The sequence below is a fragment of the Microcoleus anatoxicus genome (assembly GCF_042465725.1).
Classification (GTDB): domain Bacteria; phylum Cyanobacteriota; class Cyanobacteriia; order Cyanobacteriales; family Microcoleaceae; genus Microcoleus; species Microcoleus anatoxicus.
The window spans coordinates 5,994,520-6,021,372 of sequence record NZ_CP120853.1; the positions used below are offsets into that span (position 1 = coordinate 5,994,520).

Genomic DNA, 26,853 nt, shown 5'->3' on the forward strand with positions numbered 1-26,853 from the left:
ATTTACTATACAGCAAACCCGGTACTCCCGTATAATTACTGACATAACATAAGCCAGGAATACCAGCATATGAGCTCTCCAAATCAACAAACATCTTACGGTCAAATTCCCTTAAGTTTTATTGCAAATACTGGACAAACAGACCCTAATGTGAAATTCCAGGTAAAAGGTGCCGGCCACAATATCTATTTCACTCCCAACGAAATCACCTTTACCGCTTTCCAAAAACCAAATGAACCGGGGAACCAAGCCACAACTTCTGCAATTGTCCGCAGCAGCTTAGCCAACAGCAACCCGAATCCCCAACTTTCCGGGTTGGAAAAATTGTCAGGAGTTGCTAACTTTATTTTAGGCGAAGATTCCAGTCAATGGCACACAGACGTTCCTACTTTTAACGGCGTTGTTTATCAAAACGTCTATCAAGGAATCGATCGCGTTTTCAAAGGCACTGAAGGACAACTGAAAAGCGAATTTTTGGTTGCACCTTTTGCCGATCCGAATCAAATTAAGATGAACTATAGTGGTGTTAACAACATCCGGTTGCGTGACGACGGATCGCTGATATTAGAAACACCGCTAGGCGAGTTAATTGATAACGCACCGATAGTTTATCAAGACATCAACGGACAGCGGGTGAATGTTCCCGCAGCTTATAATTTATTAGGAAACAATCAAGTTAATTTTAGTTTAGGAGATTTTGACCGCACTCAACCCCTAGTTATCGACCCGGTTTTAGCTTACTCTACTTATCTAGGTGGCAGCGCCTCTGACAGCGCCAACCGCATCGCTGTAGATAGCACGGGTGCGACGTACATTATTGGAACTACTGTTAACAATTTTACGACTACTCCCGGTGCGTACCAAACTACGCCAGCAGGTCAAGCTGATTTTTTAGTTACTAAAATTAACTCTGAAGGAACTGCCTTAATTTACTCTACTTATATCGGTGGTACAGGCAATGAATACGGTATTGGGATTGCGGTAGACAGTCAAGGCAATGCTTATTTAACCGGACAAGTCGATCCCGGTTATCCAACTACAGCGGGTTCTTTTCAACCGACAGCAACTACTTACAATGCTGCGGCAACTAAACTCAATGCGGCCGGGAATTCTCTAGTTTATTCTACTTTTTTGGGCGGTAACGGGAGTGCCCTAGGCACTAGCATTGCTGTAGACAGTAACGGGAATGCTTATGTTACTGGACCGACAGGCGACAATTTTCCCATTTCCAATGCCTCTCAACCTCAAATTGGAGGTAATATTGATGCGTTTATTACTAAAGTTAATCCCACGGGCAGTGGTTTAGTTTATTCTACTTATTTCGGCGGTAGTAATCGCGATGAAGGTCAAGGCATTGCAGTAGATAGTAATGGTAATGCCTATGTTTCTGGAATTACTTATTCGACTAATTTGCCATTGACTAATCCAGTTCAGACTACAATTGGAGGTGGTCAATATGATGCTTTTATCAGTAAGTTTACTCCAAATGGTGCACGTATTTATTCGACTTATTTAGGTGGTACTGGTAATGACCAAGGTACTAGTATTGCTGCTGATAGTTCTGGAAATGCCTATATTGTGGGAACTACAAGTTCAACTAATTTTCCGACAGTTAGTCCGATTCAACTGCTTAATGCAGGTGGTGCGAATGATGCTTTTGTCAGCAAGCTGAGTGCTGCGGGTAATTCTTTGATTTATTCAACTTATTTGGGTGGTAGTGGAGATGACAAGGGCGATCGCATTACTGTAGACAGTGCGGGTAATGCTTATGTGACGGGAAACACTACTTCGACTAATTTCCCGACTAAGAATGCGATTCAAAGTATCAGCGGTGGCGGGCAAGATGCTTTTATTACAAGTATTAATTCCTCTGGTTCTGCCTTAGTTGATTCTACTTATCTTGGCGGCAGTGGCGACGACAACGGTGGTGGTATTGCGGTGGATGCGAATGGTGCAGTTTATGTGGCGGGATCTACTACCTCTACTAATTTCCCGACTGCGAATCCTTTGCAAGCGGCGAATGGGGGAGGTGCTTCTGATGCTTTTATTACTAAAATAATTCCTGGCGGGCCGCAGGTAAAGATTGTTGAGTCGGGCGGCAGCACTAATGTGGCAGAAAGTGGGACGACTGATACTTATACAGTTGTGCTAACTAATCAGCCTACTGCAAATGTGGCGATCGCCCTCAACACCGGCACTCAAATTCAATCAATTGCTGGCCTTAACTTTACCCCAGCTAATTGGTTTTTGCCACAAACGGTGACAGTCAGTGCAGTTGATGATATCGTAGCTGAAGCTTCGCCGCACAGCGGCCCGATCGCCCATACAGCCACAAGTACCGATGCTAAGTATAACGGGGCAAGTGTCAGTTTTACGGTTAATGGCACTGCTGGCAACACGGTCAATGCTAATATTACCGATAACGACACCGCAGGCGTTAGCATTACTCCCACTACTGCGACTGCAACGGAAGGCGGTGCAAATGGAAGTTATAGCGTTAAATTAAATACTCAGCCAACAGCACCTGTTACGATTAACTTAGCTACAGGCAGTCAAATTCAACCAATTACCGCACTTACTTTTACTGCGACTAATTGGAATGTTGCTCAAACTGTGCAGGTGAAAGCGGTTGATGATAGTTTAGTTGAAGGAAATCATACAGGTGCGATCGCGCATACAGCCACCAGTACCGATACTAAATATAACAGCATCACAATTTCCCCTGTTAATGTCGCCATCACCGATAACGACACCGCAGGCGTTACCATTACTCCCACTACTGCGACTGCAACGGAAGGCGGTGCAAATGGAAGTTATAGCGTTAAATTAAATACTCAGCCAACAGCACCTGTTACGATTAACTTAGCTACAGGCAGTCAAATTCAACCAATTACCGCACTTACTTTTACTGCGACTAATTGGAATGTCGCTCAAACTGTGCAGGTGAAAGCGGTTGATGATAGTTTAGTTGAAGGAAATCATACAGGTGCGATCGCGCATACAGCCACCAGTACCGATGTTAATTATAACAGCAACCTCACCATTTCGCCTGTGAGCGTCGCCATTACTGATAACGATACCGCAGGCGTTAGCATTACTCCTACTAGCACCACTGCAACGGAAGGCGGTGCAAATGGCAGTTACACTGTTCAGTTAAATACTCAACCGACAGCACCTGTTACGATTAACTTAGCTACAGGCAGTCAAATTCAACCAATTACCGCACTTACTTTTACTGCGACTAATTGGAATGTTGCTCAAACTGTGCAGGTGAAAGCGGTTGATGATAGTTTAGTTGAAGGAAATCATACAGGTGCGATCGCCCATTCTTCTACCAGTAGCGATGTTAATTATAACGGCATCACAATTCCGGGTGTCAGTGTCGCCATTACTGATAACGACACGGCAGATTTCAGCGTCACACCTACAAACATAACTGCTACGGAAGGCGGTGCAACTGGCAGTTACAAAATCAAGCTAACTTCGCAACCGACTGCACCAGTTAGTATTAGTTTCAATACTGGAAATCAACTTAATCCGATCGCCACACCGATTACTTTTGACAGCACTAACTGGAATGTGGAAAAAACTGTCACTGTCAGTGCGATCGACGACAATGTAGCACAAGGAACCCACAGCGGCACGATCGCTCACACAGCTACCAGTAGCGATGCAAATTATAACGCGAAAGTCATTCCCAATGTGACAGTATCGATTACTGATAACGATAGTCCCGGTGTTTCTATTGTCCAATCAGGAGGCGGCACAGATATTGCTGAAGGCGGCGCAACGGATACCTACGGCGTAGTTTTGACTAGCGCGCCTGCTGCAAACGTCACGATTAACTTTGAAACTGGGAGTCAAATAAGTGCGATCGCACCTCTGACTTTCACGCCGAATAATTGGAATGTTGCTCAAAATGTGACTGTTAAGGCGATCGATGACAGCATAGCGCAAGGAACCCGCAGCGGCACGATCGCTCACAAGTCTGTCAGCCCCGATACCAAGTATAATAACCTGACGATTTCTCCTGTAACTGCCACGATTGCTGACAACGATACCGCAGGTGTGAGTATTTCACAACAGAATATAACAGCTACAGAAGGCGGTGCAACAGGCAGTTATACACTCAAGTTAAATTCGCAGCCAACTGCACCAGTTACTATCAGTTTTGATGCGGGAAATCAAATAAGTGCGATCGCGCCTATTACCTTCGACGCTACTAACTGGAATGTCGCGAAATCAGTCACAGTAACGGCTACAGACGATACGGTTGTGGAAGGAAATCATGCAGGGGCGATCGGCTATACTGTTACGAGTACCGATGTTAAATATAACAACTTTACAATTTCGCCTATTAATGTCGCCATTACTGATAACGACACTGCGCCAATTCCGACACCAGCGCCAACACCGACACCAGCGCCAACACCGACACCAGCGCCAACACCAGCCCCAACCCCAGCGCCAGCGCCAACACCAGCCCCAACCCCAGCGCCAATACCAACTCCTGCGTTACCAACCCCAACACCAACAACTGCAAACCCAACAGCCACACCATCAGCGACACCGGCTGGAATTACTGTTAATCCTGCAAGTGGATTAACCACTACAGAAGCAGGTAAAACAGCAACATTTGAAGTCAAACTCAACAGTCAGCCTAATGCTGATGTCAAGATAGATTTAGCAAGTTCCAATACAGCAGAGGGAATAGTTTCCCCGGTATCTCTTACCTTCAATTCAGCTAACTGGAATTCACCGCAAACAGTAACAGTTACAGGTGTTGAAGATAATATTGTTGATGGCGATAAAACTTATACCATTGTTACTGCCCCTGCTGTTAGTACGGATAGCAAATACTCTGGGTTAAATGCACCGGATGCTGCTGTCACCAATAGCGATAATAATACTAGCAGCAGCACGTTGGCCATTGACCCTGTAACCGGTCAGGAATACAAAGAAGGTGAGCTTTTAGTTAAGTTAATTCCTCAAGCGAGCGAAGCTACAATTCAAAGCGATTTATTTGCAGCTAACGGTGCGATCGAAGTCGAAAACCTCGTACCTCCAAGTCCTCCATCAAATGCCATTAATTCTGCATTTACAAGCGGTACATTTTTCTCCCGGAGTGCTTTCCAATTTGGCAATTTTACATTTCCCAACCTAAATGTGGACTCGACACAAGAGCAATTACCGCAATGGCGATTGGTGAAAATAGCAGCTAACGCAGACTTGCAACAGGTTAAAGAGAACTTGGCTCGAGATCCCAGAGTAGCAGCGGTTGAACTTAATTACACAGTATCGATCGACCAGTTTTCAAATAACTTTAACTTCAGCCAGCTTTTCAACAATGTATCGATTCTGGATACGCCAAGCGATCCGCGACTTAATGAACTTTGGGGTTTGAATAATACCGGACAAACTGGTGGAAGATCCGATGCTGATATTGATGCACCAGAAGCATGGGATATTCAAAAAGGCAGCAAAAATGTGGTAGTTGCAGTAGTGGATACGGGTGTGGACTACAACCACCAAGACCTTGCTGCTAATATCTGGAGAAATACAGGAGAAATAGCAGGTGATGGCATTGACAACGACGGTAACGGCTACAAAGATGACGTGCGTGGCTACAATTTCATCAATAATAATAACAATCCCACAGATATCGACAGTCACGGAACTCATGTTGCGGGTACTATTGGGGCAGTTGGCAATAACAACATTGGCGTTGTAGGCGTGAGTCAAAATGTTAGCATCATGCCTTTAATGGTTTTTCAAAGATACCCTGATGGCAAATTGGGAGCTCCAACCGACGCCCTCGTAAAAGCTATTAATTATGCAACCCAAAAGGGTGCAAAAGTGATTAACGCTAGTTATGGGGGCTCTTCTTTCTCCCAAGCTCAAAAAGATGCGATCGCCGATGCTAATAAAAAGGGTGTTTTGTTCGTAGCAGCAGCAGGTAATGATGCTAAGAACAATGATACTGTCGCACACTACCCTTCCAATTACGATCTCCCTAATATCATTGCGGTAGCAGCTACAACTGACAGTGACCTAGTAGCTTTCTTCTCCAACTATGGAAACAATTCAGTAGATTTAGGGGCTCCAGGACAGAGTATTCTCAGTACGATTCCAGGGAATCAGTACGGTTTCAAAAGTGGAACTTCAATGGCGGCTCCCCACGTAGCGGGAGCGGCAGCCCTACTTTTAGCTCAAAACCCCAGTTTGAGTGTTACACAGCTAAAAGATATCTTAATGAAGACTACAGACCCGCTTACTTCTCTGAATGGAAAAACGGTTAGTGGAGGGCGTTTAAATATTCGCAAAGCTCTCAACCGCCCACCAGTGTTAAACTACGGCCCTACAACAACTCCGTGGCATTTCAATTACCTGAATGTCAGCAACTCATCGACATTCAATTACACTTTTCCTTGGAACACTTTTACTGACCCCGATCCGGGAGATACCCTCACCTACTCAGCAACCCTCAACAACGGTCAACCCTTACCTTATTGGTTGAGATTCAACCCCACTACTCGCACCTTTAATGGAACAACTCCAGGGCTGCAAAATTTGGCAATTAAATTAACAGCAACAGACACAGCAAATGCAAGTGTAAGTGATGTGATTACTCTGAGACTTAGCAGCCAAGGTGTGGTGATTGACGGATACATTGCGGGTGCGACTTTGTTCTTCGATGCTAACAAGAACGGCGTTCTAGATGCCGGGGAACCATCAACTACTACTGACTCTAACGGTGAATATAATCTCGATATTCCCTTCGAGACTTTCGACAAAAATCAGAATGGAGAAATCGACACCTCAGAAGGCAATTTAGTTGCCACTGGAGGCACTGATACCGCTACTGGTTTGCCACTAGAAACACCAGTCACAGCACCTGCTGATGCCAGTGTTGTCACCCTCTTAACCAGTTTAGTAGCAGATTTAATCGACAAAGGAGTTGCACCAGAAACAGCCCAATCTTTGGTCAAATCTGCTCTGGCGATTCCCGCTGACGTTGACTTGACAAGCTTTGACCCGATCGACGCCACCAACAACAAGCAACCGGGCGGCGTCCAAGTCTTAGCAGAAATGGTGAAAGTCCAAAACTTCATTACTCAAACTAGCGCTTGGATTGATGGTGGTTCTAGTGCAGCTACCAAGGATATTGTCAAGGCTGTTGTCAGTTCAATTACAACTCCAATTCAATCTGGTACTGTTTTAAATCTCAGCAATGCAGCAGTTTTAGAACCAATCATTCAGCAAGCAGTGGCGAAAATTCAGCAGATTGACTCCAATTTCAATAGTCAAAAAGTTACCCAGATTATCTCGCAAGCTGCGACAGTAATGGCAACAGCAAATCAACGCATTGATTCGGCTGTTTCCAGCACAGCCACTCCAATTACTCAAGCAGTTGCCCGTGTTCAACAAGTAGCTTTGGGTGCAACTACTCAAGATTTCAAAGCAGTTGGCGCGGGCAATAAGACAATTTCCCAACTCGTTACTGACAATACTGGTGCTGCATTAGATAGCAAGATTCAAGCTGTAACATTGCCTGTTGGGATTGCGACTCCTGTTGTGAAAGGTGATGCTGATTTGGGCAGCAATTCCCCCGATCGCATTCTTGGTACAGATAGCGACGATATCCTGACTGGCGACAGCGGGAATAATTTGTTGATGGGCATGAGGGGCAATGATTCTCTCGATGGTGGCGCGGGGAATGATAGTCTTTTCGGCGGCAAAGATAGCGATATTTTGCTCGGAGGTAGCGGTGATGATGCGTTGTTTGGTGGTCGTGGTGCTGATAGTTTGAATGGCGGTGATGGCGATGATAGTCTGCTGGGAGGTAAGGGTGATGATGTGTTGTTTGGTGGTTTGGGCAGTGATAGTTTGACGGGTGGTGCTGGCAACGATCAATTCTTGCTTTCTACTAATTCCGGTATTGATAATATTACTGACTTTGAAGTTGGTAAAGACTTGTTAGTTTTGGGTAGCGGGCTGACTTTCTCCCAACTTTCAATTACTCAAGAAAATAGTTCAACATTAATCCGCTTGTCAGCAACTGGTGAAATTTTAGCATCTTTGAATGGGGTGACGGCAAGTGCGATCGGTGCCACAACCTTTGGCTCAATCTAACGTCTGGCAAGCTGTTGCACCAGTAAAATCTCTGAAACTACACCAACTATGACACAATTAACATCTAACTTTGAATGGCTCAAACAATTCGGCACACCCGGTGGGGATAACCTCCGAGACACAGCATTTGACAGTGCAGGCAATCTCTATCCGATCGGAGAGGCCGACGGCATTTTAGGTGGCACAAATCCAAGTAGCAATAGCTGGATAACCAAATATGATACCGGTGGCATAAAAGTCGGCCAAGTCGGTAAAATGCCAAAGCCCGATCGCGCATTCCGCAATCTTGCTGTTTTTACCATACTTTTGTAAAATGGCGACCACATTGTGGTATTCAAATCCCCAACCACTACCACCGGATTTTTCACCTGTGCTGCATACTCACCAATAGCTGCGAACTGTTTGTTGCGATCGACAAAACTGTACTCTCTCGTGGGAACAGACGGATGAGCAACAACCATAGAAATAATTTTACCTTGAACTGCAACATCCGCCAATAAACTCTTTCTTCCCAAGGAAACACCTACTTTTCGCAAACCAGACCAAACGGCATCGTCACCAGTCTTGCCAGTAGCTGCTGTGGCGATGAATAGCATTAAAGCAGGCAACCCGATGGTAATTACTTTTCTAATGAGATTGTCCATGATCCATCCTTATTTCATAGATTTCTAAGGGCAAATTATCTGGGTCTTTGAAAAAAGTAAACCGCTTGCCAGTAATTTCATCAAGGCGAATCTCTTCGACATCAACCTGTTTTGATTGTAAGTAAGCAACTGATTCGTCTATATTTTCTACTGCAAAAGCTAAATGTCTCAAACCGCAAGCTTCAGGATTGTTAACTCTTGCAGGAGGATGAGGAAAGGAAAAAAGTTCAATGATGTCACCATTTCCCACTTGTAAATCTAGTTTGTAAGAGTTCCTTTCGGTTCGGAAAGTTTCTTGGATGATGGAACATCCCAATACTTCTAGATAAAATTTCTTTGAGGCTTTATAATTTGAGCAAATTATCGCTACATGATGTATTCTTGTGATTTTCATAGTTAAGAATAAAGAAGAAGGAAGAAGGAAGAAGGAAGGAAGTCCTTCGACTACGCTCAGGAACCGCAGAAGGAAGGGTCGAAGGGCTCAGGAACCGCAGAAGGAAGGGTCGAAGGGCTCAGGAACCGCAGAAGGAAGTCCAAGATCTAATGGTAACGTCAACTCCATGATACAATGAGAGGTTTGCAGTCAATTACAATATTTTTACCGCAGGAGACAACTACTATGGCCCGTATGTATTACGACACCGACGCTAACCTAGACCTACTAGCCAACAAAACCATTGCGATTGTCGGTTATGGCTCCCAAGGACACGCCCACGCCCTCAACCTCAAAGACAGTGGCATGAACGTGATTGTCGGCTTGTATCCCGGTAGCAAATCGGCAGCCAAAGCCACAGCAGCGGGTTTAACGGTTCACCCAGTAGACAAAGCAGCAGCCGCCGCTGACTTCATCATGATTTTGTTGCCAGATGAAGTACAAAAAACCGTTTACAAAGAACACATTGAACCCCATCTTTCCGCCGGAAAAGTTCTCGCCTTTGCCCACGGTTTTAACATTCACTTCGGTCAAGTTGTGCCCCCAGCCGATGTAGACGTCGTAATGGTTGCTCCCAAAGGCCCCGGACACTTGGTGCGACGGACTTACGAACAAGGAGAAGGTGTTCCTAGCTTGTTTGCCATCTATCAAGATGCTTCTGGTCAAGCGCGCGATCGGGCAATGGCCTATGCTAAAGGTATCGGCGGCACCAGAGCAGGCATCCTCGAAACCACCTTCCGCGAAGAAACCGAAACCGATCTTTTTGGCGAACAAGTAGTTTTGTGCGGTGGTTTAAGCGCCCTGATCAAAGCTGGATTTGAAACCTTAGTTGACGCCGGATACCAACCAGAATTAGCTTATTTTGAATGCTTGCATGAAGTCAAACTGATAGTTGACTTAGTAGTGGAAGGAGGACTTGCCAAAATGCGCGATAGCATCTCCAACACCGCAGAATACGGCGACTTGACTCGTGGTCCCCGCATCGTCACCGATCAAACCCGCGCTGAAATGCGGAAAATTCTCAGCGAAATTCAATCTGGCCAATTTGCCCGCGAATTCGTTCTGGAAAACCAAGCTGGCAAACCAGGATTTACTTCTATGCGCCGTCAGGAAGCAGAACATCCTATCGAAGAAGTCGGTAAAGATTTGCGCGCCATGTTTAGCTGGTTGAAAAAGCACTAAAAGGTGAAAGATTAGGGGCATCAGTTATAGGTTGTTAGTTAGTTATTCTGGGTTATTTGTTATCTATCGTTTGTGATTAGTTAGTTATTATAATAACAAATAACTAATAACCAATAACAACTAACCAATAACTAATAACCTATAACCTAGCCCCAATCCCTCAGCTCCCTAGCTCCGTAAGGATGTCTCACTGAATCCCAGTTAATATAAATCCTGTTTTGTCCTCAACGGTTGGGACTAGGGCTTTTTTGCAGTCGATCGATATCCCGTTGTCTTTGCTGGTTGAAATCCTTGGGTTTGAGCCATGATGGCCACAACCCGACTACGAATTTTCGACTGGTCACGCTGGCATCCCTTGCGGGTTTGGGGAGAAAAGTCCAACTGTCACCGTAGATGATAAACAGTGCTGTTACCAATAGTAACAGCGGGATGAAGTTTCTTTTAGCCATAGCAATTTTGGAGTAGACTTTTTGAAAGTGCTTGATATATATATTTTGCCCTTTAACAGCCAGAAAATATCACTAGGGTGTGACTGCCCAGTTAAAAATTATGTTTTCTAAGTTAAAACTGAGAAACTCGATCCTGATTGGATACCTTTTACCAATTATTTCTTTAATAGTATTAAGCCTATTTACATATAAGATGGCAATGCGGAGAGAAAACTTGTCAGCAACTGTCAGGCGTTCTCAAAATACTATTATCAGCGCCGAACGTTTAAACAGTGGTTTCTCTAGAATGCTCAGAAATGTGAGGGGAGCGGTGCTGTTTCCCGAAGATAAAAGCTACATGACAAGCTATGAAGCTGGATGGAATACTTATTTAATTTCCTCAGCAGAATTAGAAACTATGCTGACGAATCCTCATGATAAAGAAGAACTTGAGCGCGTAAAATCGGCAATAAAACAACTGGATACTAATTGTAGACAAGTATTTGATTTGTTAAAAAAAGGTGACAATATATCTGCTAAAAATCTCACAAGTTCCCTGAGATCAAAAGAAATTGAATCAGCACAAGAACAGCTACTGGCAGAACAACAAGCATTTTTAGGCGCAGCATACAAAGCAGAACAAGACGAGACTAAGTGGCTGTTTACTATCATTGTCATCGGTACTGCTTTGTCTGCATTGACTTCTTTGAGGCTGGGTTTTGTCATCGCCTCTAAAATTGTCAGAATTATCGATCTAACAGCCGTGGCGATCGCCGATTCTGCCGTGGAAATTGTCGCTACAGTCGAACAGCAAGAAGCCATTGCCACTCAGCAGTCAGCCGCAGTCAATCAAACCAGTGTGACAATGGAAGAGTTGGGGGCATCCTCCAAAACTACGGCGGAGCAAGCAGAATCAGCAGTAAATGGAGCACTTAAAGCATTAAATTTAGCTGAAGGAGGAACCGAAGCAGTAATCCGTACTTTAGAAGGAATGACTCTATTAAAAGAAAAAGTAGAAGCGATCGCAGCCCAAATTCTACAATTAAACGCCCAAACTAAACAAATTGCAAATATTGCATATTTAGTCAGCGAATTTGCCAGCCAAACGAATATGCTAGCCCTAAATGCAGCAGTAGAAGCCGTCCGCGCCGGCGAAAACGGTAGAGGTTTTGCAGTGATTGCAGGAGAAATTAGATTGTTAGCCGATCGCAGCAAAGAATCAGCCGAAAACATCAACAACCTCGTCACGGATATTCAAAAAGCGATCAATACTACAGCGAAAGTAACATCAGAAGGCACGCAAACCGTAGATGAAGGAATGCAGTTAGCTCAAGGTACAGCCAAAGCCTTCAGCGATGTAGCAAATGCCATCAACAACATTGCAGTTAGCACTCAACAAATTTCTTTGACAGCACAGCAACAAGCATTAGCAGTGGAGCAAGTAGTGGAAGCTATGAGACAAATTAATCAAGGTTCCACACAAACATCCAGTGGGGTTGCTCACACCAAATTTACCACTCAAAATCTTAACCAAGCCGCGCAAAATCTCAAACAGTATTTTTAGTTATTGGTTATTGGTTATTGGTTATTGGTTATTGGTTATATCAATTCCGGTTGTATCGGAATGATTTAACCGCGAAGGCGCAAAGGACGCGAAGGAAGAGAAGAGAGAGTTTCATACAGGACGATGAAGAGAGGATTTTATATTATTGGTTATTTGTTATATCAAATCCTCTGGGAGCATCCCGATTTTGCATAGGCGAAGCATGACCGCAGACAATTTATTAGTGATAACCAGAGATTTACAGCGGTCATGCTTCGCCCCTAGGAATATATTTGCAAAGCAGAAGTTCCCTAGGCCCTATTTATTCTGCTCCATAAAACTTTTTACAATTGCATTAGCTTCCGGGGGAATCTCTGTCACCAATCGCACCGGAAGTGCTGGTGTAGAAGCAAATTGGGCATAATCTGGTGTTAAAAAAACTGCATACTTATCAGCATCCGCCGTCATTTGAGCCGCCATCGCCAAACTTACAGCTTTAATATAGTTGCGAATACTAACAGCTTTGTCGCCGACTACTTCATCACCGGTAATCACTGTACTCGGCTTACCAACTTGATCTAAAGTTGTGCTGGGGTCTTTCACACTTAAATGCGTTGCGCCCACAAACCCAACTAGCCATTTGGGAGAGGGGATTTGGGGAAATCCGACAATTTGTTCGACCAAAGCCGGGGTGGTTTTATCCGCAGAAGCAGCAACTATTAATGTGGGAATTTCTATCTTACTTAAACCTGTTTCTCCAAATAATAAAGAAGTCGTAGGATTCATGGCGATCGCCCTTTTAATTCTCTGGTCACGTAATTGATAGCGTTCCTCTGGTAATCCGGCCGCCGCGCACTGAATCCCTTCGCCCAAACTTAAAGTAATCAAATCCGCCTGACACCGCTGTTTAAGACGGCCCAATTGCATCTCGGCCCCGGCTAAGGACAAAGCAGTTGCGCCACCGAAGGAATATCCAATTACCATGGATTTGTCGATCGCAATTTTTCCCTGCAAATTAACATCCGTTTTGTTCAATTTTGCCAATTCATCGAGCACAAAACTGATATCCTTGGGACGGTTCAAAAACTCTTGAGGAGCTATCAACCGCGATTGACCAACAATCGCAGCATTAGTGTTGGCTTCATTGCTTCCGGGATGTTCCAAAGCTGCTACCACATAGCCGTGAGACGCTAAATGTTCGGCTAAATAGCGCAAATCTGTACGCACAGAACCCAAACCGTGAGAAAACACGATCGTCGGCTTGTCGGCTGTCGCCGCCTTTGACCAATAAACATCAACGGGAATACGCCGATCGCGCGCAGTATCATTTAAATTGAGTTTTAACACCTGCACTGCATTCGGGCCGGCTTGAATGGCATCAAAAGGCAGATTCAGCGTAGATTTATTAGCTCCTAACTGAGGTGCGATCGCGGCCATAAACCGCTGAGTTTGCCAGAAACCAGTATTTAAATTTGCCAAAACTGCAAAAGCGCGATCGAGATCCACTACTACCCGTCGCCCCGGATAATTTTCAATAAAACTCAATACCGACAAGCCTTCTGGTTTATTCGCCCCCAAAACTAAAGCTGCGCGCAACGCTTCGACGCCCGCACCATCGCGCCTGGGTATGACAGTGGTGAGATCTGCGAGAATCGCAGTACCAACGCGAGTATTCAGCAAGCTGCTGAGGCCGACTACATTCAGCGGAATTTTGGTTTTGAGAGCTCCAAAAATTTGACTCCTTTGTTCAGACGAGAGGAGATTGGCGTAACTTTGAAGGCCATCCGGGACTTTCCCGGTTTCCACAAGGGATCGCAAATCCGCCACCGATATGGAAGATTCTAAAAAACCTTTGCGAACCACAACCGTTTCGGCCGCTTGTGCGGGGGCAAAAGTGCCACTGAAAGTGCTCATGGCGATAATGCTAATCATACTTGCCAGGGACGACAACCACTTACATCCTAATTTGTTGCTCATTTTTACTCGATCGCAATTGTTAATATATATACAATCAGGATACTCTCAAAAGTTTTCTTAATTCTGCCAAATTATGACTTTTTCTCGATCGAACCCAATAGCACCACCCTCCAACTGTAGCGACCTCAAAATGAAATTTTACCTTACAGACTTTACCTACTAACGTTTCTACGGCAACAGTAAAATCTTTCCTCTAAATCTCAAACTAGCATAAAAAAGTATTACTTATTATACTATAAGTAATACTTTTTGAGATAGACTTTATCCTGCCACTGTCAGTAATCAGTTATAATTGATACTCCCAGCTTACTTGGCCGGTCTGATTCAGGTAAGATAACAAGCTCGATCGTACACGTCTCACATTCACCACTTGAACGGCTATGCAAATACTTCCGGGCTACCGCATCAGCGCCTCAATTTCTGAAGGCTTCAATACCAGCGTCTACCGTGGCATTAGAAACTCAGACGAACAACCAGTAATCATCAAAATTCTCAAGGCAGAATTTCCCACCCTAGAACAAATTACCCGCTTAAAACACGAATATAAAATCACTGAAAATTTGCAGATTCAAGGAATCGTCAAAGTCTACAGCCTCGAAACATATCAAAACCGACTCGCCCTGATTTTAGAAGACTTTGGCGGAGATGCCCTCAGCCAAATAATATCAACAAAACTTGACTTGCCAGCTTTTTTAAACATCGCCATTCAACTAGCATCAACACTCAAATCGCTGCACAGAAACAGCATCATTCACAAAGACATAAAACCATCCAATATTATCATCAATTCAGCCACAGGAACCGTCAAGATTACCGACTTCAGCGTTGCTTCCCGCCTCAGAAAAGAAAACCCGCAACTCAACAACATCAACTTAGTAGAAGGTACTGTCGCTTATATGTCTCCCGAACAAACCGGGAGAATGAATCGCACCTTAGATTATCGCACAGACTTTTATTCCCTAGGTGTCACATTTTACGAAATGCTGACAGGTAAATTACCTTTTAACAACAGCGATATTTTAGAAATTGTGCACTGTCACATCGCCAAACAACCGATACCTCCCGAAAAATTAAATCCAGAGAATCCTCAAGTTATTTCCGATATTGTCATGAAGCTCTTAGAGAAAAATGCTGAAGATAGGTATCAAACTGCCCAAGGGCTGAAAGCCGATTTAGAAAATTGTTTTAATTCACTACAACAGGTTGGAGAAATTGTCAACTTTACACCGGGACAATTAGATAGATCGGGACAACTGCTAATACCTCAAAAACTTTACGGGCGAGAAGTAGAAGTCGATTGCTTGCTTGCTGCTTTTGAAAGGGTAGGGGTAGTGCCCCCGTGCCTACCCCCCCACCAATCATCGAATGGGCGTGTGGGCTATCTGGGCAACCACGGGGGGTTTGCCCCTACAAAAAATGAAACAGCCTTGCCCTTTTTAAGCAGGGCAGGAGGGATCGAAATAGTATTAGTTTCCGGTTACTCCGGCATTGGCAAAACCGCGATCGTCAATGAAATTCATAAGCCGATTGTCCGGCAGCGAGGTTATTTTGTCAAGGGCAAATTCGACCAATTTAAGCGCGACATTCCCTATGCAGCTTTGATTCAAGCTTTTCAGTCTTTAATCTGGCAGTTACTGACAGAAAATACAGACAAACTGGAAACTTGGCGACAAAAAATATCAGCAGCTTTGGGCGAGCAAGGTAAGGTAATTGCTGGGGTAATTCCTGAAGTTGAGCTAATTATTGGCAAACAGCCAGAAGTACCGCAACTAGGGCCGGCAGAAACTCAAAATCGCTTTAACCAAATCTTCAAAAAATTTATCAGCGTCTTTACTACGAAAGAACATCCCCTCGCCATCTTTTTAGACGATTTGCAGTGGGCAGATGTCGCATCGCTGAATTTAATGCAACTGCTGGTTAGCGATGCTGAAAGCCTACATTTGCTGTTGATTGGAGCATATCGCGATAACGAAGTTTCTCCGACTCATCCGCTGGTGCACGCGATCGCCGAAATAGAAAAAACAGGCACTCCTATTCACAATATTGTCCTGCAACCGTTAGATTTTCGCAATGTCAACGAGTTAATAACTGATACCATCGGCATCTCTCAAAATGACGCTGAAACACGAGAATTATCTCGTTTCCAGGCAGAGACTGGTAACGCAGAAACCGGAGGCTATGCCTCCAGAATTGACGAGGCAGAGCCTCTATATCTTCATTCCCAGGCTGAGCTTGGGAACGAGAAAAAAGTGAAGCTACTAGCTGAGTTGATCTTTAATAAAACTGGTGGAAATCCATTTTTCTTAACGCAACTCCTGCAAGCACTGTATCAAGAAAAACTGTTAAGATTTGAATTTGACAGCGGCAATTGGCAGTGGAATTTAGAGGAAATTCAGGCGATCGGAATTACCGACAAAAACGTAGTAGAACTAATAGCCAGTCGCATCGAAAAACTGCCGGAAACGACTCAACAAATTTTAAAATTGGCTGCTTGCATCGGCAACATATTTACTCTAGATGTTTTGTCTGTTGTCAGCAAAGAATCACCTACTGTGACAGCTAGCGAACTCTGGCCCGCACTGCAAAGCGGATTAGTCCTCCCCTTGAACGATGCTTACAAAATCCCCTTAGTTGGAGACTGGGAATTGGGTGATTTCCGGCTGCTTGCTGATTCGCGATCGCAAATTTCCTACAAATTCCTGCACGATAGAGTACAGCAAGCAGCTTACTCTCTCATCCCCGACAGCGACAAGAAAGCAACTCACCTAAAAATCGGTCAACTGCTGCTACAAAATGGCGGGCACAGTTCGACTTCGCTCACTGACCGCGGGGGCTCCGCCCCTACGGCATCTGAGCTCGCAGAAAATGTCTTTGATATTGTCAACCAACTGAATATCGGCGTTGAATTCATCACCGAAAAAACAGAAAAAGATGAACTGGCAAAACTCAATCTCATAGCTGGCAAAAAAGCCAAAGCATCAAACGCTTACGAAGCCGCCCTCAGGTATTTGAATGCGGGTTTAGAATTGTTGGCGGCTGATAGTTGGCAGACTGATTATCAGTTGACGCTGAATCTTTATGTAGCAGCAACCGAAGCAGAATATCTCAATACTAACTTTGAGCGATCGCAATATTTAGCCGATGTGGTTTTGGCACAAGCTGTTAGTGTACTCGACAAAATTAAGGTCTACGAAATCCAAATCCAGTCTTATATGTCTCAAAACCAGATGCTAAAAGCCATCGATACTGGTTTAAGAGCATTGGAAATATTGGGATTTTTCCTGTCGGAAATCCCCCCAGAGGGGCTGGCTGGAATCAAGTTACCTCAACTTGAGGAACTAGACAATATTCCAGTAATGACTGATGAATATCAGTTAGCCACAATGCGGATACTTTCGGTTATTCTTACTCCTGCTTTTGCTGGAAAACCAGAATTATTCCCGCAGATCATCTTCACAATGGTGGATCTTTGTGTTAAATATGGTCATTCAGCGCTTGGGGCGATCGCCTATAGTTGGTATGGCTTGCTACTGGCTGGGGCCTTAGGAGAGATAGACGCGGGATATCATGCTGGAAAGCTATCATTAAAGTTATTAGAGCAATTCAATGCTAAAGAATTTAAGTGCAAAGTCTACCACTTGTTTAACACTTTTGTCCGCCACTGGAAAGAACACGCTAGAGAAACAATTCCACCTTTAATGGAGGGGATTCAAAGCGGTTTAGAAACAGGAGATTTAGAATTTAGCAGTTATAATGCTTTGAACTGTTGTTCTGGCCCGTTTTTGATTGGAGAACCTCTGGAAAATGTCAATTTTAAACAAATAAAGTACCTCGAATTATCGCTCAAACTCAAACAAAATATATCGAGTGAATTGCTATCGATTTGGGGACAAATTATTTTAAACCTGATCGGGAAATCCGAGAGCAAATCTCAGTTAATAGGTGACAGATTTAATGAAGTCGAAAGCTTGCCTCGGTTGCAAGCCACTAACAATTATATGTCACTTTTTACAGTTTATTTTGCTAAAATGCTGCTTTCTTACTTGTTTAAAGAATCGGAGCAAGCCCTGGCTAGCGCATCTTTAGCAGCAGAATATGCAAAAGCAGCAGTTGGCTTTATGATGATCGGCACCCACAATTTTTACTATTCCCTAGCACTCTTAGCTGTGTACCCAACTGCTGACAGCGAACAACAACAACAATACTTGATGCAAGTGGTGGCGAACCAAGAAAAAATGCAGAAATGGGCCCACCATGCCCCCATGAATTACCAGCACAAGTACGACCTCGTTGAGGCTGAAAAAGCCAGAATTCATGGTAAGAATTGGGCGGCAGGAGAGTATTATGACCGAGCTATTGAAGGAGCAAAAGAGCAGGGATACACCCAAGAAGAAGCCCTAGCAAACGAACTAGCAGCCGAGTTTTATTACTCTTGCAATAAAGATAAAATTGCTCTAGTTTATCTCACAGAAGCCTACTACGGTTATATTCGCTGGGGAGCGATCGCGAAAGTTAAAGATTTAGAAGCCAGATATCCGCAATTAGTTGCCCAAACCCTCAACCAACCACCTAAAAGTAGCAATGTCAGTGCGATCGCTACGACAACTACTACTAATAGCAGTTTGGGAAATGCCTTAGATGTAGGTACTTTTATCAAAGCATCTCAAGCCATTACCAGCGAAATTGTATTGGACAAATTGCTAGCTAGCTTAATCACAATATTGTTAGAGAATGCCGCCGCTCAAAAAGCAGTGTTGATGCTGTTCAAAGGGGATAGGCTATTGATAGAAGCTACCTGCACCGCCGAAAAACAACAAGCCACTGTTTTGCAATCTATTCCTGTGGAAAACAGCCAGGATTTGCCAATTTCGGCTGTTAACTATGTTGCCAGAACCCAGAAAAATCTGGTTTTGCATGATGCGACATCGGAGACTTTATTTAACACAGATGCGTACATTGTCAGCAACCAACCAAAATCAATTTTGTGTGCGCCTATCGTCAATAAAGGTCATCTTACGGGCATAATTTACCTCGAAAATAACTTAGCTGTCAGTGCATTTACTGCTGAGAGATTGCAAATTTTAAATTTGTTAACCGCGCAAGTTGCCATTGCTGTAGAAAATGCCCAACTCTACGCCAGAGAGCAAGAAAAATCCCAGCTACTCGAACAATCTTTGCACAAATTGCAGCAAACTCAAGCTCAACTCGTGCAAACGGAAAAAATCTCTAGTTTGGGACAGTTGGTAGCAGGAGTTGCTCACGAAGTCAATAACCCTGTTGGCTTTATTTCTGGCAATCTCCACTACGCCGTCGCAAATATTAATGACTTGATTAATTTTGTGAATCTTTATCAGGAACACTATCCGAATCCAGTAGCGGAAATTGTCGAAGCAGCCGCCGAAATCAATCTTGATTATCTGATCGCAGATTTGCCGAAAATGCTGGCTTCGATGAAGCTAGGAACCGATCGCATTCGCGAGATCATGCAATCGCTGCGGAACTTTTCGCGAATTGACGGTACTGAGAAAAAAGCAGCCGACATTCACGCTGGAATTGACAGCACGTTGATGATTTTGCAGCACCGCTTGAAAGCTCAACCCGATCGCCCCGCAATTCAAGTTATTAAAAAATACGGCGATTTGCCTTTAGTTAAGTGTTATAGCGGACAACTGAATCAGGTATTTATGAATTTGCTGGGAAATGCGATCGATGCTTTGAATGAATCTAATGCCGATCGCACTTATGATGAGATAGAAAGTTGCCCCAATACGATCGAGATTCGCACTTGTATTCAGGAAGGTACGACACTCGCCATCTCAATTGCTGACAATGGGTGTGGGATGACACCAGAAGTGCGATCGAAATTGCTGGAACCATTCTTTACCACAAAACCAGCCGGAAAAGGTACCGGATTGGGATTATCTATTTCGCACTCGATTGTCGCCGAAAAGCACGGAGGCACACTTAAATGTAACTCAACACCGGGAGCAGGAACCGAGTTTGTAATTGAAATTCCGATCTCGGACTCGATTAGTTAAATCGTTTCCGGCTGCGCCGGAATGATATAGAGGATACGGCACTGCCGTTTCCCTGCCGCCGCAAATAATACCGTAGGGACACGACACTGTCCATTGGTGTCAACTTAACGTCAAACCGATAGTCCTAAGCGGGGTTTAAACCCCTGTCTCAAAGAAGACAGTCCTCTAAAAGAGGACTAATGAGTTGAGATTCTTCTCTTCAGTCCTCTTTGAGAGGACTTTCGCTATTAGACAGGGGTTTCAACCCCGCTTAGGACTTGATGAATGACTAACGGACACGGGGCGGGCTGACAGCTTAAGTTGACACCAATGGACACTGTCGTGTCCTAATTTCAGCAACTAACAATTCCAAGGCTAATACCAATTTTTTATGAAGCTGCATAGAATTCGATCCCCCCTAACCCCCCTTAAGAAGGGGGGGACAAGAGTCCAATCAAAGTCCCCCTTCTTAAGGGGGATGCGAGGGGGATCGGAATATGTGCAACTTCACATTAAATTGGTATAACGGATTTGATATTAAAACTCACTTAAAATCCAAAACCGGGAAGGGTTTCGCCGCTTCCATCTGCGCCGCCAAAGCAATTAAAGTAGCTTCCGCCGCTGGCCGGCCGATAATTTGAATCCCCACAGGCAAACCGTTACTATCTAAAATAGCCGGAAGTGCGATCGCCGGTTGGCCACTAGCATTAAACGGTGGACAAGGAGCAATCCAATTAATAATATTAGCCAAAGTTTCTTCACAACTCAAATCCGCCCACTCACCAATCTGAATCGGCGAGTGCATATAAGTCGGCAAAACTAACACATCAAATTTTTCAAAGAATCCCACAATCCGCCGTGAAACTACCTGGATTTGATGCACAGCCCGCAAATATTCCCCAGCCGAAATAGCTCTTTCCAACAGCCAGCGATTCATCGGTTGCAAAACAGAGGCTGGAATGCCACTTGCAGCCGCTCCAGTCTGCCAAATGGCTGTAAACGGCTCGATCAAACCTGTAAAATCTGGGCATCCAGGTTCGACATCGTGACCTAAATCAGTCAGTAATTTTACGGTATCGAACACCGCTTGTTGACATACATCCGAAGCCTCGCCCACAGGGAAAACAGAGGTGGAAAAAGCAATTCGCAACTTGCCTAACTTTTGACTTGCTGACTCTAAAAACGTGGGATTTGGATCTGGAAGCCAATAAGGATCGCCGGTGGTGTAGCCAGACATGACATCCAAAAGGGCGGCTGCATCTGTGACTGTACGGGCTAGAGGGCCGTTGGCAGAAATGCCACTCAGATAATCTCCGACAGGGGCCCAGGAAACTCGTCCCCGCGAGGGTTTAATGCCTACTAAACCGCAGCAGGAAGCGGGGCCTCGAACTGAACCGCCGCCGTCTGAACCTTGGGCGATCGCGCATAAACCTGCTGCTACAGCCGCCGCTGAGCCACCACTGGAACCTCCTGGCGTGTAGTCTCGGTTCCAGGGATTGCGCGCTGGGCGGAAACCAGGGGGTTCGGTGTAAGGTAATGAGCCAATTTGAGAAGTTGCTGTTTTCCCCAGAATGTTAAATCCGGCTGCTTTGATCCGCCATACTACTGACTCGTCGTAGGCTGAGATATTATCGATAAGAGCCTGGGTGCCATAGGTACAGGGAATACCGGTAACAGGTGTCAAATCTTTAATGGCGATCGGCACTCCGAAGAATGGTGGTAATTCTTGTGATTTGTTGAAGCCAGCTAGTTGTTCGGTTTGAGCTTTGGCTAGGGCTTGAGCCCGATCGGCTGTGACTGTAAAATAACTGCCTAGTTTGGGGTTTAGGCGATCGATCCGTTCCAAGTAAATATTGACAAGTTCCAGGGGGGACACCTCTCGATCGCGGATCGACTTCGCCAATTCCAGAGCTGGAGTAAAAGCCACATCAACAGAATTCATTAGATTCCAATCCTTTCAATACAAATATAGGTAATAATTTATACTGCGGGCGCAGTGACAACTCTAGACCTAAAAAAATTCTCAACAGACTCAAAAAATCTATTGTTTATCCTATACCGATCGCGATCGGTATAGGATGTAGCGAATAAAATTTCCGTTGGGATAACGCTGTTTTGCTCCCTCTTGAGATAGACTAATGTGAAAAGTTAAGCTTTTGTTGAAGACACGCAAAATCGCGTTTAACATTCCCCCACTTCCACAAATCATTCGCTCAACTAAGCCTTTTCGCCAACATTTAGGTAGCGCATATGACACAACAGCGTCCGCCAGCTCCTCGCCCCCCCGTACCAGGTGCTCCACCCCCCCCAGGTATGCCACCCCGCCCTCCAGCTCCCGGCATTCCCAAAACCGGAGGATTGCCACCAGCACCACCACCAGCGCCACCATCGCCTCCTCCTGCGCCAGCATCCGCCCCGCCTCCGGCTGCACCAGCCCCCCAATCCTTTGCGCCATCCAAAGAGTCCAGCTCAGGAAACAATGGACAGCCGAGTTTGAGAGAACTCGTTCTGCGAGCCAAAGAAGAAGGCATTTCTGACTTGCACTTGGGAGTCAACGAGATCCCCCGCTTCCGCAAGCGCGGTGAAATTACTGATGCGGGCTATCCCCTAACTGATTTAGATGTCTTCATGGGTTGGCTGCGGGAGTGCATGACTGATGAAGAAATTGCCTACTTCCAGAAAAACCTAGACTTTGACGGCGCTTTCGACTTTGGTTTCGTCCGCATTCGGATCAGCGCCTTTGACTCTTTGGCCGGCCCTGCTATGGTATTGCGGCTCATCCCGGCCGAAATTTTGACAATGGAGCAATTGAAGCTACCAGAGGTGTTTCGGAAAATATGTGGCTATCACAAAGGTCTAATTTTGGTGACAGGGCCCACGGGCTCCGGTAAGTCCACCACGATGGCTGCCATGATTGATTACATCAACAAAAATAATTCTCACCACATTATTACCATCGAAGACCCTGTAGAATTTGTACACACCAGTCGAAAATCTTTGATCAAGCACCGGGAAGTGGGCCGACACACCCTCAAGTTTATCAACGCCCTGAAAGGGGCTCTGCGACAAGACCCCGACATGATGCTAGTAGGGGAAATTCGCGACAGAGAAACAGTGGAAATCGCCCTGAAAGCTGCCCAAACGGGTCACTTGGTAGCGGGGACGCTGCACACCAACAGCGCTGTCAAAACCCTGAACCGGATTCTGGATATGTTCAATTCCGAAGAGCAACCGGCTCTACGGGTTTCGATGGCTGAATCTCTATTGGCAATCATCGCTCAAATGCTCTGCAAAACCACAGATGGCAAGCGGGCAGCCTACCACGACATTCTGATCAATACTGACGTGGTTAAGGAATACATCATGAAGGGGCAGAGTGAAGAAATTAACCAAATCATGATCAAAGATACCTATGAGGGTATGACGACGATGAATAAGTGTCTTTACGGGCTATATCAAGAGGGTCGTGTCACCGAGGAGATTTGTCTCGAACAGTCCCCATCTCCTAACGAAATGGCCCAAATGCTTCGAGGTCGAGTTTAAAAATCGAGAATTAACAGTTAACTGTTAACTGTTAATTGTTAATTGTTAACTGTTATTGGTGTACTTCATTGAAAGCCGATCGCCCACCCTTGCCCCAAATTTTCAAAGGGATTGCACTTTTTACACCTGGTGGAGATTTAATCTACTGCATAGACTCATGCAAGCAAACTAGGTGGCACTTGCAATTGTGCGTAGCCCTACAGTCCATACTTGGTTTGTCGGAACCACCACATTTTTTGGTGCCTTGCTACACCGCTACTGTTGACTGTTGGCTAGATCCGCGCGATCGGCAGTTGCGAATTGCCGCTGAAGCCTACCCACCTGTGATGCGACACCAAACGCTGCTAAATGCGGTTTTTGAGACTGGTGATTTGGTTTGGCACCCCCGTGTGGAAGAAATGTGTGAACCCATGGCGATCGCTACTTATCACCAACAATTCCCCGAACTTTGGGAGAATCATGACCTAGTTATACATTGGAAGAACGCAGAATCTCGATCGGAAGAACGCAGTGCCGGCATGGTACCTCTTTCCCGATTCCCAAAGCCACAGCAAACCCAGATTCCTCTACCCACTGCACTTACCGAACACGCCGAAACTCAAGGCTATGTGCTGCGGTTGTTTGTTTCCGGCAACAATGCTAATACGGAACGAACTCTCGAAACCGTACACCAATTGTTAGAAAAAGCCCTGCACTATCCCTATACCTTAAAAGTAATTGACGTTTTTAAGCATCCCGAACAAGCCGAAAAAGATCAGATTTCTGCTACTCCTACTTTGATTAAAGTTTGGCCAAAACCTGTCAGACGTATTGTGGGAGAGTTGAACGATGTGGAAAAAATCATGCGATTGCTCAGTTCTTCCGAATTTTAAGTTTTTCTCCCGATCGGGACTGATATAGCAACCGCCAAGGCTGTTAATGTGCTTTAGTCATTGCTCCCTGAGCGGAGTCGAAGGGAGCAATGACTAATATCAAATCCGGTAGCATCGTCCTGTATTCATCTCTCTTATCTCCCTCTGTGTTCTCTGCGTTCTAGTAAGGTTAAATCACCTGACGATGCAACCGGAAACAATATAAATGGCCTTGGCGACTGCTATAAATTCCTCACTACAAACTTAGTATAATTGTTAGAGGGGTTTACCCAGCACTCAGGTATTGCCAAAGGCGCGATCGGGAACACAAACATCAGGAGCGCACAAACCAGGGAAATCCAAAGTTTTCACTTCCAGAGTATTTAACTCAACTAAACGAATAGCATGATTATTTGTATCAGCAATAAACAAATGAGGTCCGATCGCGCTTAATCCTGAAGGTTCAAACAAGCGAACACTGATACCTTGACCATCAACATGACCGGCAGTACCATCTCCTATCATAGTTCTGCATATTCCGCTCCGGTGGTCTATGCGCTTAATTTTGTGATTGTAAGTATCAGCAATCCAAAGATAATTTTGAGCGTATTCCACACCCAAACAGTGCTGCAATCTTACCTCATCAGCACGACCATCTAGATCGCCAAAACCAAACAAGTCACCACTACCACAAACTGTTCGCACTTGTGGATTTTCATCAATGCCGATCGCCCTAATCGAACTAATTTCGCTATCAGCCACAAACAACTCCAATCGATCCGTAGCCAGCCCACTGGGCTGAGAAAAAGCAGATTCTGCCAGATTCCCATCAACACAGGATTCTCGCCCATTACCCGCATAAATACCAATAATTCCCGTATCTAAATTCATTTCCCAAATTTGGTGCGAGCCCGCCATTGCAATAAACAGCCTATGTCCAACTCTTTCCAAATCCCAAGGCGAATTCAAATGTATTTCTAAAGCCTTACCGCTCTGCGGTACAATTTCGTGACTTTGTTCACCGTTACCAGCAATAGTTTTGACTTGCCCATTAGTAAAATCAATTGTTCTAAGAGCGTGATTTTCGGTATCAGCAACATAAAGAATTTGACTTTCTGCATCAAAAGCCATTCCTTGGGGAGCAAAAAACTCCGCTTCTTCAAAGTTACCATCAGTTAAACCCGGTTTCCCAGTACCGATGACGTGCAGAACCTCACCTTCGATGGTGCTGACCACAATCCTATGGTGTCCTGAATCTGCAATAAACAAGCAAGAACCGACTAAGCTTTGTATGACTGAATTCGCAGGTCCTGGTTCTACAATTTCGTCTAGACATTCACTATTTTCCGTCATTTCTCCCAAAAGAGCCTCATGTTGATGAAGCTGTTTTGCCTCAGTTGCCGTAATTGCAAATGCCAGCACTTTACCAGGAAAAGCCAGAGGTGTGGACAGAGGTTTGCGCTGTTTTTCTAAGCTGAAACTGAGTGCTTCAAAGTTGATAGCATTTTTCTCTTTGTATTCCTCAATTAATTTACCAACTAACTCATCAAGTGCTTCTCGATTGCCTTCACCAGAAACGTAACCGATGACATAACTTTCTGGATCGATTACCATTAAAGTTGGCCAAGCGCGAACAGCATAATTTTGCCAAATTGTCATCTCGCTGTCTACGATTACGGGATGTTCAATGTCGTAGCGGAGGATAGCTTGGCGGATATTTTCCACTTCCTTTTCATTATCAAATTTGGCAGAATGAACGCCGATCACCGTGAGGGAATCAGGGTATTTTTGTTCGAGGTATTTTAAGTCTGGGAGGACGTGCAAGCAATTGATGCAGCAGTATGTCCAGAAGTCAAGGATGACGACGCGGCCTTTGAGGGATTCGATGGAGAGGGGTTTGTCGGTGTTTAACCATGGGTAATTCGTGGGGAATTCTGGTGCTCTGACGCGAGGCATAGATATCTCCTTGGTAGTGCCTGAGTAGTTTTTACACTTCTTTAATTTAGCGAGAATTTTGGGAGGATGGGGGAAAAGCGCATCACACAGCCCTGGAAGCACTCCTACTCCTGGAAACTCCGTGGTTTAGGCAGTCAGATAGACAT

General features: G+C 44.9%; 13 protein-coding genes. 6 read left to right on the plus strand and 7 right to left on the minus strand.

The window, feature by feature from the left end:
* Nucleotides 1-69 precede the first annotated feature (69 nt).
* Nucleotides 70-8,133 (plus strand): S8 family serine peptidase, encoded by an 8,064-nt coding sequence (locus tag P2A85_RS26100; RefSeq protein WP_377476236.1) that lies wholly within the window; start codon nucleotides 70-72, stop codon nucleotides 8,131-8,133.
* A 146-nt stretch (nucleotides 8,134-8,279) separates the two neighbouring features.
* Here the strand turns inward: P2A85_RS26100 and P2A85_RS26105 are convergent, their stop codons facing one another.
* Nucleotides 8,280-8,777: an endonuclease/exonuclease/phosphatase family protein gene (locus P2A85_RS26105; protein ID WP_377476237.1), complete on the minus strand. Its 498-nt coding sequence runs from the start codon at nucleotides 8,775-8,777 to the stop codon at nucleotides 8,280-8,282.
* Nucleotides 8,761-9,171, minus strand: coding sequence for a VOC family protein (locus P2A85_RS26110; RefSeq protein ID WP_377476238.1), 411 nt, complete (start codon nucleotides 9,169-9,171; stop codon nucleotides 8,761-8,763). Before P2A85_RS26110 ends, P2A85_RS26105 begins: the two co-directional genes overlap by 17 nt.
* Nucleotides 9,172-9,396: 225 nt before the next feature.
* On the opposite strand from P2A85_RS26110, the gene ilvC reads away from it, so the two are divergent.
* Nucleotides 9,397-10,392: a ketol-acid reductoisomerase gene (gene ilvC / locus P2A85_RS26115; protein WP_341737867.1), complete on the plus strand. Its 996-nt coding sequence runs from the start codon at nucleotides 9,397-9,399 to the stop codon at nucleotides 10,390-10,392.
* Nucleotides 10,393-10,616: 224 nt separating this feature from the next.
* Here the strand turns inward: ilvC and P2A85_RS26120 are convergent, their stop codons facing one another.
* Nucleotides 10,617-10,841, minus strand: a complete 225-nt coding sequence (locus P2A85_RS26120) for a hypothetical protein (RefSeq protein ID WP_377476239.1) — start codon at nucleotides 10,839-10,841, stop codon at nucleotides 10,617-10,619.
* A gap of 199 nt (nucleotides 10,842-11,040) precedes the next feature.
* On the opposite strand from P2A85_RS26120, the gene P2A85_RS26125 reads away from it, so the two are divergent.
* Nucleotides 11,041-12,384, plus strand: a complete 1,344-nt coding sequence (locus tag P2A85_RS26125; RefSeq protein WP_377476241.1) for a methyl-accepting chemotaxis protein — start codon at nucleotides 11,041-11,043, stop codon at nucleotides 12,382-12,384.
* A 297-nt stretch (nucleotides 12,385-12,681) separates the two neighbouring features.
* Here the strand turns inward: P2A85_RS26125 and P2A85_RS26130 are convergent, their stop codons facing one another.
* On the minus strand, nucleotides 12,682-14,340 hold the full coding sequence (locus P2A85_RS26130; protein WP_377476242.1) for an alpha/beta hydrolase: 1,659 nt from the start codon (nucleotides 14,338-14,340) through the stop codon (nucleotides 12,682-12,684).
* A 380-nt stretch (nucleotides 14,341-14,720) separates the two neighbouring features.
* Here P2A85_RS26130 and P2A85_RS26135 point away from each other — a divergent pair, with 380 nt between their 5' ends.
* Entirely contained in the window at nucleotides 14,721-20,378 is a 5,658-nt protein-coding gene (locus P2A85_RS26135; RefSeq protein WP_377476244.1) for an AAA family ATPase, read from the plus strand.
* Between the two features lie 523 nt (nucleotides 20,379-20,901).
* Here the strand turns inward: P2A85_RS26135 and P2A85_RS26140 are convergent.
* Nucleotides 20,902-22,299 (minus strand): amidase, encoded by a 1,398-nt coding sequence (locus tag P2A85_RS26140; RefSeq protein ID WP_377476245.1) that lies wholly within the window; start codon nucleotides 22,297-22,299, stop codon nucleotides 20,902-20,904.
* A gap of 111 nt (nucleotides 22,300-22,410) precedes the next feature.
* Nucleotides 22,411-22,545, minus strand: a complete 135-nt coding sequence (locus P2A85_RS26145) for a hypothetical protein (RefSeq protein WP_377476247.1) — start codon at nucleotides 22,543-22,545, stop codon at nucleotides 22,411-22,413.
* Between the two features lie 62 nt (nucleotides 22,546-22,607).
* On the opposite strand from P2A85_RS26145, the gene P2A85_RS26150 reads away from it, so the two are divergent.
* Together P2A85_RS26150 and P2A85_RS26155 are read left to right on the plus strand one after the other, a co-directional pair.
* A complete protein-coding gene (locus tag P2A85_RS26150; protein ID WP_377476249.1) occupies nucleotides 22,608-23,900 on the plus strand; it encodes a type IV pilus twitching motility protein PilT in 1,293 nt (430 codons plus the stop codon).
* Between the two features lie 68 nt (nucleotides 23,901-23,968).
* Entirely contained in the window at nucleotides 23,969-24,772 is an 804-nt protein-coding gene (locus P2A85_RS26155; RefSeq protein WP_377476250.1) for a circadian clock KaiB family protein, read from the plus strand.
* Between the two features lie 276 nt (nucleotides 24,773-25,048).
* On the opposite strand, the gene P2A85_RS26160 is transcribed toward P2A85_RS26155, so the two are convergent.
* Nucleotides 25,049-26,707, minus strand: a complete 1,659-nt coding sequence (locus P2A85_RS26160; protein ID WP_377476252.1) for a thioredoxin-like domain-containing protein — start codon at nucleotides 26,705-26,707, stop codon at nucleotides 25,049-25,051.
* Nucleotides 26,708-26,853: the final 146 nt, after the last annotated feature.

Coding starts and splice junctions, on each gene's coding strand:
- P2A85_RS26100 (WP_377476236.1), top strand. CDS start 70: ATGAGCTCTCCAAATCAACAAACATCTTACGGTCAAATTCCCTTAAGT.
- P2A85_RS26120 (WP_377476239.1), bottom strand. CDS start 10,841: ATGGCTAAAAGAAACTTCATCCCGCTGTTACTATTGGTAACAGCACTG.
- P2A85_RS26140 (WP_377476245.1), bottom strand. CDS start 22,299: ATGAATTCTGTTGATGTGGCTTTTACTCCAGCTCTGGAATTGGCGAAG.
- P2A85_RS26130 (WP_377476242.1), bottom strand. CDS start 14,340: ATGAGCAACAAATTAGGATGTAAGTGGTTGTCGTCCCTGGCAAGTATG.
- P2A85_RS26160 (WP_377476252.1), bottom strand. CDS start 26,707: ATGCCTCGCGTCAGAGCACCAGAATTCCCCACGAATTACCCATGGTTA.
- ilvC (WP_341737867.1), top strand. CDS start 9,397: ATGGCCCGTATGTATTACGACACCGACGCTAACCTAGACCTACTAGCC.
- P2A85_RS26150 (WP_377476249.1), top strand. CDS start 22,608: ATGACACAACAGCGTCCGCCAGCTCCTCGCCCCCCCGTACCAGGTGCT.
- P2A85_RS26125 (WP_377476241.1), top strand. CDS start 11,041: ATGCGGAGAGAAAACTTGTCAGCAACTGTCAGGCGTTCTCAAAATACT.
- P2A85_RS26145 (WP_377476247.1), bottom strand. CDS start 22,545: ATGTTAAACGCGATTTTGCGTGTCTTCAACAAAAGCTTAACTTTTCAC.
- P2A85_RS26105 (WP_377476237.1), bottom strand. CDS start 8,777: ATGGACAATCTCATTAGAAAAGTAATTACCATCGGGTTGCCTGCTTTA.
- P2A85_RS26110 (WP_377476238.1), bottom strand. CDS start 9,171: ATGAAAATCACAAGAATACATCATGTAGCGATAATTTGCTCAAATTAT.
- P2A85_RS26135 (WP_377476244.1), top strand. CDS start 14,721: ATGCAAATACTTCCGGGCTACCGCATCAGCGCCTCAATTTCTGAAGGC.